This is a genomic window from Streptomyces sp. NPDC012794, assembly GCF_042901085.1.
GTDB lineage: Bacteria > Actinomycetota > Actinomycetes > Streptomycetales > Streptomycetaceae > Streptomyces.
In genome coordinates this window covers 81,218-93,416 of sequence record NZ_JBIBCI010000015.1, presented here as the reverse complement: position 1 = coordinate 93,416, position 12,199 = coordinate 81,218, and the positions used below count along the sequence as shown (strand labels likewise).

The window sequence follows — 12,199 nt, the reverse complement described above, 5'->3', positions numbered from 1 at the left end:
CGGGGCGTCAGGAACCAAACCGAGAAACCAAGGAGATGGCCATGGCCGTCGTAACGATGCGGGAGCTGCTGGAGAGCGGCGTCCACTTCGGTCACCAGACCCGTCGCTGGAACCCGAAGATGAAGCGCTTCATCTTCACCGAGCGCAACGGCATCTACATCATCGACCTGCTCCAGTCGCTGTCGTACATCGACCGCGCCTACGAGTTCGTGAAGGAGACCGTCGCGCACGGTGGCTCCATCATGTTCGTCGGTACGAAGAAGCAGGCGCAGGAGGCCATCGCCGAGCAGGCGACCCGCGTCGGCATGCCGTACGTCAACCAGCGCTGGCTGGGTGGCATGCTCACCAACTTCTCCACCGTCTACAAGCGCCTCCAGCGTCTGAAGGAGCTTGAGGCGATCGACTTCGAGGACGTCGCCGCCTCGGGTCTCACCAAGAAGGAGCTCCTGGTCCTCTCCCGCGAGAAGGCCAAGCTGGAGAAGACCCTCGGTGGTATCCGCGAGATGTCGAAGGTTCCCAGCGCCGTCTGGATCGTCGACACCAAGAAGGAGCACATCGCCGTCGGTGAGGCGCGCAAGCTGCACATCCCGGTCGTCGCGATCCTCGACACCAACTGTGACCCCGACGAGGTCGACTACAAGATCCCGGGCAACGACGACGCGATCCGTTCCGTCACCCTGCTCACCCGCGTGATCGCCGACGCCGTCGCCGAGGGCCTCATCGCCCGCTCCGGCGCTGCGACCGGTGACTCGAAGCCGGGCGAGAAGGCCGCCGCCGAGCCCCTCGCCGAGTGGGAGCGCGACCTGCTCGAGGGCGAGAAGAAGGCCGACGCCGAGGCCCCCGCGGCCGAGGCTCCGGCCGCCGAGGCCACCGAGGCCGAGGCTCCGGCTGCCGAGGCCCCCGCGGCCGAGGCTCCGGCCGCCGAGCAGGCCTGACCCACTGAGAGTGCCCGGCGTTCATCCGCCGGGCATTCGCAGCACGGACGATGACGGCGGGGGAGCCGCGCCACGAGCGCGCTCCTCCGCTGTTCACCCGTAGATCTACGACTTCGAGAGAGAATCACAGACTCATGGCGAACTACACCGCCGCTGACGTCAAGAAGCTCCGCGAGCTCACCGGCGCCGGCATGCTGGACTGCAAGAACGCGCTCGTCGAGGCCGACGGCGACGTCACCAAGGCCAACGAGATCCTGCGCGTCAAGGGCCTGAAGGGTGTCGCCAAGCGCGAGGGCCGTTCCGCCGAGAACGGTGCCGTCACCTCCCTGATCGCCGAGGACGCCACCTCCGGCGTGCTCCTCGAGCTCAAGTGCGAGACCGACTTCGTGGCCAAGAGCCCGAAGTTCCTGGCCGTCGCCGACCAGCTCGCCGCCCACGTGGCCGAGACCAAGCCCGCGGACATCGAGGCGCTGCTGGCGTCCGAGATCGAGGCCGGCAAGACCGTCCAGGCGTTCGTGGACGAGGCCAACGCCAACCTCGGCGAGAAGATCGTCCTGGACCGCTTCGCGCAGTACGAGGGTGCTTTCGTCGCCTCCTACATGCACCGCACCATGCCCGACCTGCCCCCGCAGATCGGTGTCCTGGTCGAGCTGGACAAGGCCGACGCCGAGCTGGCCAAGGGCATCGCCCAGCACATCGCCGCCTTCGCGCCGAAGTACCTGACCGCCGAGGACGTTCCGGCCGAGGTCGTCGAGTCCGAGCGTCGCGTCGCCGAAGAGGTCACCCGCGCCGAGGGCAAGCCCGAGGCCGCGATCGCCAAGATCGTCGAGGGTCGCGTCAACGGCTTCTTCAAGGACGTCACGCTCCTCGGCCAGCCGTACGCGCTGGACAACAAGAAGTCCGTCCAGAAGGTTCTGGACGAGGCCGGTGTCACCCTGAAGCGCTTCACCCGCATCAAGGTCGGCATCTGAGTCCGTCCGTACGCGACGGACACCGGACCCCTATAGGGTCTGAAGCAGTCGTCCGTGCCCGCGCAGGACGACCGCAGATCTGACGAGGAGGCCATTGCCCCAGAGGGAACCGCGAGGACCCACCGGCAATGGCCTTCTTCGTATGTGCACGAGGAGATCTCCATGAATCAGGGCGTGGACCCCCACACCGCATCCGACGACAAGAGCGACCACGAGAAGAAGGGTCGCCGCTTCATGCTGAAGCTGTCCGGCGAAGCCTTCTCCGGCGGCGGCGGACTGGGTGTCGACCCCGACGTCGTGCACGCCATCGCCCGCGAGATCGCGGCCGTGGTCCGCGACGGCGCCGAGATCGCGATCGTCATCGGCGGCGGCAACTTCTTCCGCGGCGCCGAGCTTCAGCAGCGTGGCATGGACCGGGCCCGGTCCGACTACATGGGCATGCTCGGCACCGTCATGAACTGCCTCGCCCTCCAGGACTTCCTGGAGAAGGAAGGCATCGACAGCCGCGTCCAGACCGCCATCACCATGGGCCAGGTCGCGGAGCCGTACATCCCGCTCCGCGCCGTGCGCCACCTGGAGAAGGGCCGCGTCGTCATCTTCGGCGCCGGTATGGGCATGCCCTACTTCTCCACCGACACCACGGCCGCCCAGCGTGCCCTGGAGATCGACGCCGAGGCCCTCCTCATGGGCAAGAACGGCGTCGACGGGGTCTACGACTCCGACCCGAAGACCAACCCGGACGCCGTGAAGTTCGACGCGCTGGAGTACAGCGAGGTGCTGTCCCGGGACCTCAAGGTCGCCGACGCCACGGCCATCACGCTGTGCCGCGACAACCGGCTGCCGATCCTGGTCTTCGAGCTGCTCGCCGAGGGCAATATCGCCCGCGCCGTCAAGGGTGAGAAGATCGGCACGCTCGTGAGCGACCAGGGCACCCGGGTCTGAGCACACCGAGCCGGGCCCGCAGGGGCCCGGTCCGGGCGGCCCGGACCGCCCGCGCCCGCCTGAACCATCCATATCTGACATGCAGGAGCACGTGGTGATCGAAGAAATCCTCCTCGAGGCCGAGGAGAAGATGGAGAAGGCCGTCGTCGTCGCCAAGGAAGACTTCGCCGCGATTCGCACGGGCCGTGCGCACCCGGCGATGTTCAACAAGATCGTGGCGGACTACTACGGTGCCATCACGCCCATCAACCAGCTCGCCTCCTTCGCCGTGCCCGAGCCGCGCATGGCGATCGTGACGCCGTTCGACGCCTCGGCGCTGCGCAACATCGAGCAGGCGATCCGCGACTCCGACCTCGGTGTCAACCCGAGCAACGACGGCCGCATCATCCGGGTGACCTTCCCGGAGCTGACGCAGGACCGCCGCAAGGAGTACATCAAGGTCGCCAAGAACAAGGCCGAGGACTCCAAGGTCTCCATCCGCTCCGTGCGCCGCAAGGCCAAGGACGCCCTCGACAAGCTGGTCAAGGACAAGGAGGCCGGCGAGGACGAGGTGCGCCGCGCCGAGAAGGAGCTCGACGACACCACCGCGAAGTACGTCGCGCAGGTGGACGAGCTGCTCAAGCACAAGGAAGCCGAGCTCCTCGAGGTCTGATGAACGACTCTCCCTGGGCCGCGGAGCCGGTTCCGGCGGGTCCCGCATACGATGCGCTGGTGGGCCCGCACACTGCGCCCATGCCCATCGTGCCCGATGCCGCCGGCCGTGCCTTCGACGACCGGGACGCACGCGATCGGGGGGCCGCCTTCGCCGGCGGCCCCCCGTTCCGCGCCGAGACGCCGTTGCAGGAGCCCATGCCCAGCCCCCCGCCTCCGCCACCGCAGGCCCCGCAGGACGCCTCGCCCCCGCCGCCGAAGAAGCGCGCGGGGCGGGATCTGCGTGCCGCCATAGGGGTCGGCGTAGGCCTCGGCGCGGTGGTCTTCGCTTCGCTGTTCATCGTCAAGGCCGTCTTCGTCGGCGTCATCGTCGTCGCGATCGTGGTCGGCCTGTGGGAGCTCACCTCCCGGCTCCAGGAGAAGAAGGGCATCAAGGCCCCGCTGGTCCCCCTCGCGGTCGGCGGAGCGGCGATGATCATCGCCGGATACGTCCGCGGGGCCGAGGGCGCGTGGGTGGCCATGGCCCTCACCGCGCTGGCCGTCCTCGTGTGGCGGATGACCGAGCCGCCCGAGGACTACCTCAGGGACGTCACCGCGGGCGTCTTCGCGGCGTTCTACGTGCCCTTCCTGGCCACGTTCGTCGCGATGCTGCTGACCCCGGACGACGGTCCGCAGCGGGTGGTGACCTTCCTGGTCCTGACCGTGGTCAGCGACACCGGGGCCTACGCCGTGGGCTGGCGCTTCGGCAAGACCAAGCTCGCCCCGCGCATCAGCCCCGGCAAGACCCGCGAGGGGCTCTTCGGAGCGGTCGCCTTCGCGATGGCGGCCGGCGCCCTGTGCATGGAGTTCCTGATCGACGGGGGTGCCTGGTGGCAGGGCCTGCTGCTCGGCCTCGCCGTCGCGGTCAGCGCCACCCTGGGCGACCTCGGCGAGTCCATGATCAAGCGTGACCTGGGCATCAAGGACATGGGCACGCTGCTCCCGGGCCACGGCGGCATCATGGACCGGCTCGACTCGCTGCTGCCGACCGCTCCCGTCGTCTGGCTGCTGCTGGCGGCGTTCGTCGGTACCGGCTGAGCGGTCGCTCCGGGGCCGCGGGCCAGGGGGCGGACCACCGGCTGACGGGTCCGGGCCGGGTTATCCTGGAGGGCGCGCCGTGTTCACGCGGCGCGCCCTTTCCGTCCAGCGGCCGAGCCGCGGACCGGCCCTGCACGCGCGGGGTGACCCCCACCCCGTCGTACTGAGGAGTACCGCATGGCCCCCCGTCCCGCTCCGGGTGAGCTCACCTTCGTCGCCCCTCGCGGGGTCAAGAAGCCGCCCCGGCACCTCGCCGACCTGACCCCGGCCGAGCGCCGGGAGGCGGTGGCCGCGATCGGCGAGAAGCCGTTCCGGGCCAAGCAGCTCTCCCAGCACTACTTCGCCCGCTACGCGCACGACCCGGCCGAGTGGACCGACATTCCGGCGGCCTCGCGCGAGAAGCTCCAGCAGGAGCTGCTCCCGGAGCTCATGAACGTCGTCCGGCACATCAGCTGTGACGACGACACCACCCGCAAGACCCTGTGGAAGCTGCACGACGGCACGCTCGTCGAGTCCGTGCTGATGCGTTACCCGGACCGGGTGACGATGTGCATCTCCTCGCAGGCCGGCTGCGGAATGAACTGCCCGTTCTGCGCGACCGGCCAGGCGGGCCTGGACCGCAACCTCTCCACCGCCGAGATCGTGCACCAGATCGTCGACGGGATGCGCGCCCTGCGCGACGGCGAGGTCCCCGGCGGCCCCGCCCGCCTGTCCAACATCGTCTTCATGGGCATGGGCGAGCCGCTGGCGAACTACAAGCGCGTCGTCGGAGCCATCCGCCGCCTCACCGACCCCGAGCCCGACGGCCTCGGCCTCTCGCAGCGCGGCATCACCGTCTCCACCGTCGGCCTGGTCCCGGCCATGCTGCGCTTCGCCGACGAGGGCTTCAAGTGCCGCCTCGCGGTCTCCCTGCACGCCCCGGACGACGAGCTGCGCGACACCCTCGTCCCGGTGAACACCCGCTGGAAGGTCCGCGAGGTCCTCGACGCGGCCTGGGAGTACGCGGAGAAGTCCGGCCGCCGCATCTCCATCGAGTACGCCCTGATCCGCGACATCAACGACCAGGCCTGGCGCGGCGACCTCCTCGGCCGCCTGCTCAAGGGCAAGCGCGTACACGTCAACCTGATCCCGCTGAACCCGACGCCGGGCTCCAAGTGGACCGCCTCGCGCCCCGAGGACGAGAAGGCCTTCGTCGAGGCGATCGCCCGCCACGGCGTGCCCGTGACCGTCCGCGACACCCGCGGCCAGGAGATCGACGGCGCCTGCGGCCAGCTCGCCGCCTCGGAACGATAGATTCCGGCTGCATTCCGGACAGCGGCCTGCCCGATTCGGCCACGGGGTACCCTGTGGCCGAACCAATTGCATATTCCGACAGGGGAGCGCCACAGCGCTGAGAGTGCGGTACCCGTCATCCGCAGACCCTCTGAACCTCGCCCCGGTCATTCGGGGTAGGAAGTTCGGTCACCACTCAAGCTGTTGCGCCCTGCCCGGCGACCGCTCGCGAAGAGCGCCGGGCGGGGCCGCGTCTTCTCCTGGTCATCCCAGGAGGAATACACCAGTGAGCACCACCAGGAAGATCGCGGGCACGGCGCTCGCGGCGGCGCTCGGCGTCACCACCCTCGGCGCCTGCGGCGGCGGCGAGGGCAAGGACACGTCCGAGGCGACCGGCGCCCCCAAGTCCAAGACGGTCACGCTCGTCTCCCACGACTCCTTCAACGTGACCGCCACGGTCCTCAAGGAGTTCGAGCAGCAGAGCGGCTACACCGTCAAGGTCCTGAAGTCCGGCGACGCGGGCGCGGCCCTCAACCAGGAGATCCTCACCAAGGGATCCCCGCGCGGCGACGTCTTCTTCGGCGTCGACAACACCCTGCTCTCGCGGGCCCTCGACAACGGCATCTTCACCCCGTACGACGCCAAGGGCCTGGACACGGTGAAGCCCGAGTTCGTCCTCGACCAGCAGCACCGGGTCACCCCGGTCGACTCCGGCGACATCTGCGTCAACTACGACAAGGCCTACTTCGCCGACAAGAGGATCGCCCCGCCGCAGACGCTGGACGACCTGGTCAAGCCGGAGTACAAGAACCTCCTCGTCACCGAGAACGCCGCGACCTCCTCGCCCGGCCTCGGCTTCCTCCTCGCCTCCGTCGGCAAGTACGGCGAGGAGGGCTGGAAGGACTACTGGAGCAAGCTCAAGGCCAACGGCGTCGAGGTCGTCGACGGCTGGGAGCAGGCCTACAACGAGCGCTTCTCCGGCTCCGCCGGCGGCAAGAAGGCCAAGGGCGACCGACCGCTGGTCGTCTCCTACGCCTCCAGCCCGCCGGTCGAGGTCCTCTACGGCGAGCCGCAGCCGGCCGATGCCCCGACGGGCGTCGCCACGGGCACCTGCTTCCGCCAGGTCGAGTTCGCGGGCCTGCTGAAGGGCGCGAAGAACGAGGAGGGCGGCAAGGCGCTCATCGACTTCCTGGTCTCCAAGAAGTTCCAGGAGGACATGCCGCTCCAGATGTTCGTGAACCCGGTCGTCAAGGACGCGAAGCTGCCGGAGCTGTTCACGAAGCACGGCGTGGTGGTCGAGAAGCCGGAGAACGTCGCTCCGGAGACCATCGCCAAGAACCGTGAGCAGTGGGTCAAGACGTGGTCCTCGCTCGTGAAGTAGAGCGCCTCCCCACGGAGGGCGGGCGCGCCACGGCCGTCAGACTCGCTCTGATGGCCGTGCCGCTCGCCTTCTTCGGAGTGTTCTTCGCCTTTCCCGTGGCCGCGATCGTCGGCCGCGGGCTCAAGACGGACGCGGGCTGGCAGTTCGGCCGGATCGGCGAGGTCCTGGCCCGGCCCGACATCGCCGGCGTGCTCTGGTTCACCACCTGGCAGGCGCTCGCCTCGACCGCCCTCACCCTGCTCCTCGCGCTGCCGGGCGCGTACGTCTTCGCCCGCCTGGAGTTCCCCGGCAAGCAGCTGCTGCGCGCGCTGGTCACCGTCCCCTTCGTCCTGCCGACGGTGGTCGTCGGCAGTGCCTTCCTGGCGCTGGTCGGGCGCGGCGGGCTGCTCGACGAACTGTGGGGCGTGCGGCTGGACACCACCGTCTGGGCGATCCTGCTCGCCCACGTCTTCTTCAACTACGCCGTCGTCGTACGGACGGTCGGCGGGCTGTGGGCGCAGCTGGACCCGCGCCAGGAGGAGGCCGCCCGGGTGCTGGGCGCCGGGCGGATCACGGCGTGGCGGCGGGTGACGCTGCCCGCGCTCGCGCCGGCGGTGGCCGCCGCCTCGCTGATGGTGTTCCTGTTCACCTTCAGCTCCTTCGGCGTCGTGCAGATCCTCGGCGGGCCCGCGTACGCCACCCTGGAGGTGGAGGTCTACCGGCAGACGGCGCAGCTGCTGGACCTGCCGACCGCAGCCGTGCTGACGATGGTCCAGTTCGCGGCCATCGCCGCCGTCCTCGCCGTGCACGCCCGCACGGTGCGCCGGCGGGAGACCGCGCTGCGGCTCGTGGACCCGGCGCACACCGCGCGCCCGCCGCGCGGCTGGGGACAGCGCGGCCTGCTGGGCGGGGTGCTGCTGTCGGTGGTCCTGCTGGTGGTGGCGCCGCTGGCCGTGCTGGTGGAACGGTCCTTCGACGCGCCGGGCGGCTACGGCTTCGGCTTCTACCGGGCGTTGCAGGACGCGGGCTCCGGCGGCGGAACGTTTCTGGTGCCGCCGCTGGAGGCCGTCTGGAACTCCCTCCAGTACGCCCTCGCCGCCACCGCCATCGCCCTGGTCGTCGGCGGGCTCGCGGCCGCCGCCCTGACCCGGCGCGCGGGCCGCTTCGTACGCGGTTTCGACGCGCTGCTGATGCTGCCGCTCGGGGTGTCCGCCGTGACCGTGGGCTTCGGGTTCCTGATCACCCTGGACGAGCCGCCGCTGGACCTCAGGACCTCGTGGATCCTGGTGCCGCTGGCGCAGGCGCTGGTCGGGGTGCCCTTCGTCGTACGGACCATGCTGCCGGTGCTGCGGGCCGTGGACGGCCGGCTGCGGGAGGCGGCGGCCGTGCTCGGGGCCTCGCCGCTTCGGGCCTGGCGGGAGGTGGACCTGCCGCTGGTGCGGCGGGCGCTGCTGATCGCGGCGGGCTTCGCCTTCGCGGTCTCGCTGGGCGAGTTCGGCGCGACCGTCTTCATCGCCCGGCCGGACCGCCCGACGCTGCCGGTGGCCGTGGCACGGCTGCTGGGGCGGGCCGGGGAGATGAACTACGGGCAGGCGATGGCCCTGAGCACGATTCTGATGCTGGTGTGCGCGGTGTCCCTGCTGGTGCTGGAGCGGCTGCGACCCGACAAGACCTCGGGAGAGTTCTGATGACCCTGCTCCAGCTCGAAGGGGTCTCGGTCCGCTTCGGTGACCGGGCGGTGGTGGACGCGGTCGACCTGGAGGTCGCCGCGCACGAGACCGTGTGCGTGCTGGGGCCGAGCGGCAGCGGCAAGTCCACCCTGCTGCGGGTGGTGGCCGGGCTCCAGCCGGTGTCCGGGGGGCGGGTGCTGCTCGGCGGCGCCGACCAGGCCGGAGTGCCCGTGCACCGGCGGGGGGTGGGCCTGATGTTCCAGGATCACCAGCTGTTCCCGCACCGGGACGTCGGCGGGAACGTCGCCTTCGGCCTGCGCATGCGGGGCCCGCAGGCGGGGCTCCGCGCGGGGTCCGGGTTCCGCTCGCGTTCCGCGAAGGCGTCGTACGAGGCCCAGGTCGCGGAGCTGCTGGAACTGGTCGGGCTCCCGGGGGCCCAGCGGCGGGCCGTCTCCTCGCTGTCGGGCGGCGAGCAGCAGCGGGTGGCCCTCGCCCGGGCACTGGCCCCCTCGCCCCGGCTGCTGATGCTCGACGAGCCGCTCGGCCAGCTGGACCGGGGGCTGCGCGAGCGGCTGGTGGTCGAGCTCCAGGGGCTCTTCTCCCGGCTGGGTACCACCGTCCTCGCCGTCACCCACGACCAGGGGGAGGCCTTCGCGCTGGCCGACCGGGTGGTGGTGATGCGGGACGGGCGGATCGCGCAGACCGGGACCCCGCTGGAAGTGTGGCAGCGGCCCGCGTCGGAGTTCGTGGCCCGGTTCCTCGGCTTCGAGAACGTGGTCCCGGGGACGGTGGCGGGTGCCGCCGCCGCCACCGCGTGGGGCCGGGTGCCCGTCCCGGCCGGCACGCCCGAGGGGGAGCAGCGGCTGCTGATCCGTCCGGCGGGGGTGGTGCTGTGCGCGGCGGGCCTGGACTGCGTGGTGGAGTCCCGCACCTTCCGCGGCACGCACGTCGCCCTGCGGCTGAGGCCCGCGTCGGGGCCGGTGCTCGACGCCGAGTGCGAGCTGGCCGCCGCGCCGGCCGTGGGGGACCGGGTCGCGGTGGCCTTCAGCCCGTCCGAGGTCGTCGTCCTCCCGCGGGGCTGACGCCGGAGGCCGTCGGGCTCGGCTCGTGGGGCCCTGCGTCTCTCCGGCGGGCGGTATCCGCCGGGTCACCGCGTACGGGGACCCGGCGGAGCGATCAGCGCCGGTCAGGCCACCGGTGCCGGAACCGGCTCCTCGGCGGGTTCCTCGGCCCCGTCGTGGTTGCCGTACCAGGCCACCGCGACGGCGCCGGCGACCGCCAGGAGGAAGCCGGTCACCGCGAGCCACGCCAGGCCCGGGCGGGACGCGTCGCCGAGCCACAGGACGCCGATCGCTCCCGGAAGCACCGTCTCGCCGACGACCAGGGCGGCGGTCGCGCCGTTCACCGAGCCGATCTGGAGGGCCACCGTGTGCAGGTACATGCCGCCGAAGCCCGCCACCAGGATGGCGTACAGCGCCGGGTCCGTGATGAAGGTGACCGGGTCGAAGGGGTCCACGCCGTCGAGGATGCGCACGCCCACGCCCAGCGCGCCGAAGGCCAGACCCGACAGCAGACCCGCCAGGATCGCGGCCCGGCCGCCGAGGAAGCGCACGGCCACCGTGCCGCCGACGATGATCACCAGGGTCACGGCCAGCAGCCACCAGTGCGTGGACATCGGGGCGTAGTGGTCGCCCTCGTGGCCGGCGGCGGTCGCCAGCAGCACCAGAGCCGCGCAGACGACCCCGATCGAGGTCCATTCCTTGCGGGTGAGGCGGATGCCCAGCATCTTCACGCTGAGGATGGCGGTGATCACCAGGTTGGCGCTGATCACCGTCTGGGAGAGGAACAGGGGCAGCATGCGGGCCGCCAGCGCGCCCAGTCCGAAGCCCACGAAGTCCAGGATGGTGCCGACGATGAACTCCCAGGTCATCGCGGCCTTGGCGGTGGAGGTCAGGTTAGGTCCGCCGTGGGCGGTCACCCCGGCGGCCTCGGGGGACATCCGGGCGGCGCGGCGCGAGCCCACGGCTTGCAGGACAGAGCCCGTGCCGTAGCAGATGGACGCCGCGACAGCGGTCAGCAGGCCTATGAGCACAGAGGGCTCCGTTCAACGTCTGGCAGGTGAAAAGGCGGTACCTCTGCCAGACGTCGTATCCGGCCGGGAAGTTGCCTCGGGAAGGGATTTCTTTTGACCGGTTCTTTGCCCGTCCGGGGCTCAGGCCATGGCCGCGAGCGCGTCCGGCACCTCGTCCACCGAGTCCACCAGCGCGATCCGGGACTCCATCGCCCGGCCCCGCGCCAGTTCCCGCAGCAGCGGCCACACGGGCAGGCGGGTGGTCCAGTGGGCACGGTCCACCAGGACCATCGGGGCCGGCTCGGACCGCGACTCGTAGTAGTTCGGCGTCGCGTTGTCGAAGACCTCCTGCACGGTGCCGGCGGCGCCCGGCAGGAAGACCACGCCCGCGTCGCACCGGGCGAGCAGCCCGTCCTCGCGGGTGGCGTTCGCGAAGTACTTGGCGATCTGCCCCGCGAAGGCGTTCGGCGGCTCGTGCCCGTAGAACCAGGTGGGGATCCCGACCGAGTCGCCGCCCGCGGGCCAGCGCTCGCGCACGGCGAAGGCCGCACGCGCCCAGTCGGTGACGGACGGGCTGAAGGAGGGCACCTCCGCCAGCAGCTCCAGCGCCTCGGTCAGCGCCTCGTCGGGCGCGGGCGCCAGGTACGCGCCGAGGTTGGCGGCCTCCATCGCGCCGGGGCCGCCGCCGGTGGCGACCGTCAGGCCGGACCGGGACAGGGCCCGGCCCAGACCGGCCGCGCCGCGGTAGGCCGTACCGCCCCGGGCCATGGCGTGGCCGCCCATCACACCGACGACGCGGGACCCGGCGAGGCGTTCGTCGAGGGCGTCGGAGACGGCGTCGTCGTGGAGGGAGCGCAGCATGGAGGAGAACACGTCGCCGTCGGACCCGGCCTCCTGGAACCAGGCGTACGTCCGCGCGTCAGGGGTCGCCCCGTAGCCCTCGTCCAGTCCGGCGAACAGCTCCTCGGCGGTGTACAGCAGACCCCGGTACGGGTTGAACGGCAGGTCCGGTATCGGCGGGAAGACGAGGGCGCCGTCCGCGCGGACCTTCACCGAGGCGTCGGGCTCCATGGCGCAGCCCAGGAACACGGCCGCCGAGGTGTCGGCGGACAGCAGGGCGAAGGTCCGCTCCAGGAGGTTGAGCGACTGGATCCGGTAGCCGCTCAGTGAGCGGCCGGCGACGACCCGGTCGAATTCGGCGAGCGTCTCGATCTCGATGTCTGCGTTGACCATTCGGCCCACCCTAAGGG

At 71.1% G+C, this 12,199-nt stretch carries 11 protein-coding genes and 1 riboswitch; of the genes, 9 read left to right on the top strand and 2 right to left on the bottom strand.

What is annotated here, in order from left to right; all coding sequences use genetic code 11:
* Positions 1 to 41 precede the first annotated feature (41 nt).
* The 9 genes from rpsB to ACFY7H_RS25340 all read left to right on the top strand — a co-directional run bounded on the left by rpsB (position 42) and on the right by ACFY7H_RS25340 (position 9,960).
* Positions 42 to 935: a 30S ribosomal protein S2 gene (gene rpsB, locus ACFY7H_RS25380; RefSeq protein ID WP_388941995.1), complete on the top strand. Its 894-nt coding sequence runs from the start codon at positions 42 to 44 to the stop codon at positions 933 to 935.
* A 134-nt stretch (positions 936 to 1,069) separates the two neighbouring features.
* A complete protein-coding gene (gene tsf, locus ACFY7H_RS25375; protein ID WP_388941992.1) occupies positions 1,070 to 1,906 on the top strand; it encodes a translation elongation factor Ts in 837 nt (278 codons plus the stop codon).
* Positions 1,907 to 2,068: 162 nt separating this feature from the next.
* Positions 2,069 to 2,848 carry a UMP kinase gene (pyrH, locus tag ACFY7H_RS25370; RefSeq protein WP_388941988.1) on the top strand — a complete coding sequence of 260 codons (780 nt, stop codon included), beginning with the start codon at positions 2,069 to 2,071 and terminating at the stop codon, positions 2,846 to 2,848.
* Between the two features lie 94 nt (positions 2,849 to 2,942).
* Positions 2,943 to 3,500 carry a ribosome recycling factor gene (gene frr, locus ACFY7H_RS25365; RefSeq protein WP_243630638.1) on the top strand — a complete coding sequence of 186 codons (558 nt, stop codon included), beginning with the start codon at positions 2,943 to 2,945 and terminating at the stop codon, positions 3,498 to 3,500.
* On the top strand, positions 3,500 to 4,576 hold the full coding sequence (locus ACFY7H_RS25360; protein ID WP_388941984.1) for a phosphatidate cytidylyltransferase: 1,077 nt from the start codon (positions 3,500 to 3,502) through the stop codon (positions 4,574 to 4,576). Before frr ends, ACFY7H_RS25360 begins: the two co-directional genes overlap by 1 nt.
* A gap of 177 nt (positions 4,577 to 4,753) precedes the next feature.
* Positions 4,754 to 5,869, top strand: a complete 1,116-nt coding sequence (gene rlmN, locus ACFY7H_RS25355) for a 23S rRNA (adenine(2503)-C(2))-methyltransferase RlmN (RefSeq protein ID WP_388941981.1) — start codon at positions 4,754 to 4,756, stop codon at positions 5,867 to 5,869.
* A 70-nt stretch (positions 5,870 to 5,939) separates the two neighbouring features.
* Positions 5,940 to 6,049, top strand: a riboswitch (TPP riboswitch).
* An 85-nt stretch (positions 6,050 to 6,134) separates the two neighbouring features.
* Positions 6,135 to 7,229, top strand: a complete 1,095-nt coding sequence (locus ACFY7H_RS25350; RefSeq protein ID WP_388941977.1) for a thiamine ABC transporter substrate binding subunit — start codon at positions 6,135 to 6,137, stop codon at positions 7,227 to 7,229.
* Between the two features lie 50 nt (positions 7,230 to 7,279).
* The gene (locus ACFY7H_RS25345) at positions 7,280 to 8,896 is read left to right on the top strand and encodes an ABC transporter permease (RefSeq protein ID WP_388941974.1); all 1,617 of its coding nucleotides are present in this window, start codon (positions 7,280 to 7,282) and stop codon (positions 8,894 to 8,896) included.
* A complete protein-coding gene (locus ACFY7H_RS25340) occupies positions 8,896 to 9,960 on the top strand; it encodes an ABC transporter ATP-binding protein (RefSeq protein WP_388941971.1) in 1,065 nt (354 codons plus the stop codon). Before ACFY7H_RS25345 ends, ACFY7H_RS25340 begins: the two co-directional genes overlap by 1 nt.
* 104 nt (positions 9,961 to 10,064) lie before the next feature.
* Here ACFY7H_RS25340 and ACFY7H_RS25335 read toward each other — a convergent pair whose 3' ends face one another.
* Together ACFY7H_RS25335 and ACFY7H_RS25330 are read right to left on the bottom strand one after the other, a co-directional pair.
* The gene (locus tag ACFY7H_RS25335; protein WP_388941968.1) at positions 10,065 to 10,970 is read right to left on the bottom strand and encodes a hypothetical protein; all 906 of its coding nucleotides are present in this window, start codon (positions 10,968 to 10,970) and stop codon (positions 10,065 to 10,067) included.
* A 120-nt stretch (positions 10,971 to 11,090) separates the two neighbouring features.
* The gene (locus ACFY7H_RS25330; RefSeq protein WP_388941965.1) at positions 11,091 to 12,182 is read right to left on the bottom strand and encodes an LOG family protein; all 1,092 of its coding nucleotides are present in this window, start codon (positions 12,180 to 12,182) and stop codon (positions 11,091 to 11,093) included.
* Positions 12,183 to 12,199: the final 17 nt, after the last annotated feature.

Bases quoted from the DNA above. Each gene is read 5' to 3' on its own strand.
- rlmN (WP_388941981.1), top strand. From the start codon at position 4,754: ATGGCCCCCCGTCCCGCTCCGGGTGAGCTCACCTTCGTCGCCCCTCGC.
- rpsB (WP_388941995.1), top strand. From the start codon at position 42: ATGGCCGTCGTAACGATGCGGGAGCTGCTGGAGAGCGGCGTCCACTTC.
- ACFY7H_RS25340 (WP_388941971.1), top strand. From the start codon at position 8,896: ATGACCCTGCTCCAGCTCGAAGGGGTCTCGGTCCGCTTCGGTGACCGG.
- tsf (WP_388941992.1), top strand. From the start codon at position 1,070: ATGGCGAACTACACCGCCGCTGACGTCAAGAAGCTCCGCGAGCTCACC.
- ACFY7H_RS25330 (WP_388941965.1), bottom strand. From the start codon at position 12,182: ATGGTCAACGCAGACATCGAGATCGAGACGCTCGCCGAATTCGACCGG.
- ACFY7H_RS25345 (WP_388941974.1), top strand. From the start codon at position 7,280: ATGGCCGTGCCGCTCGCCTTCTTCGGAGTGTTCTTCGCCTTTCCCGTG.
- ACFY7H_RS25360 (WP_388941984.1), top strand. From the start codon at position 3,500: ATGAACGACTCTCCCTGGGCCGCGGAGCCGGTTCCGGCGGGTCCCGCA.
- pyrH (WP_388941988.1), top strand. From the start codon at position 2,069: ATGAATCAGGGCGTGGACCCCCACACCGCATCCGACGACAAGAGCGAC.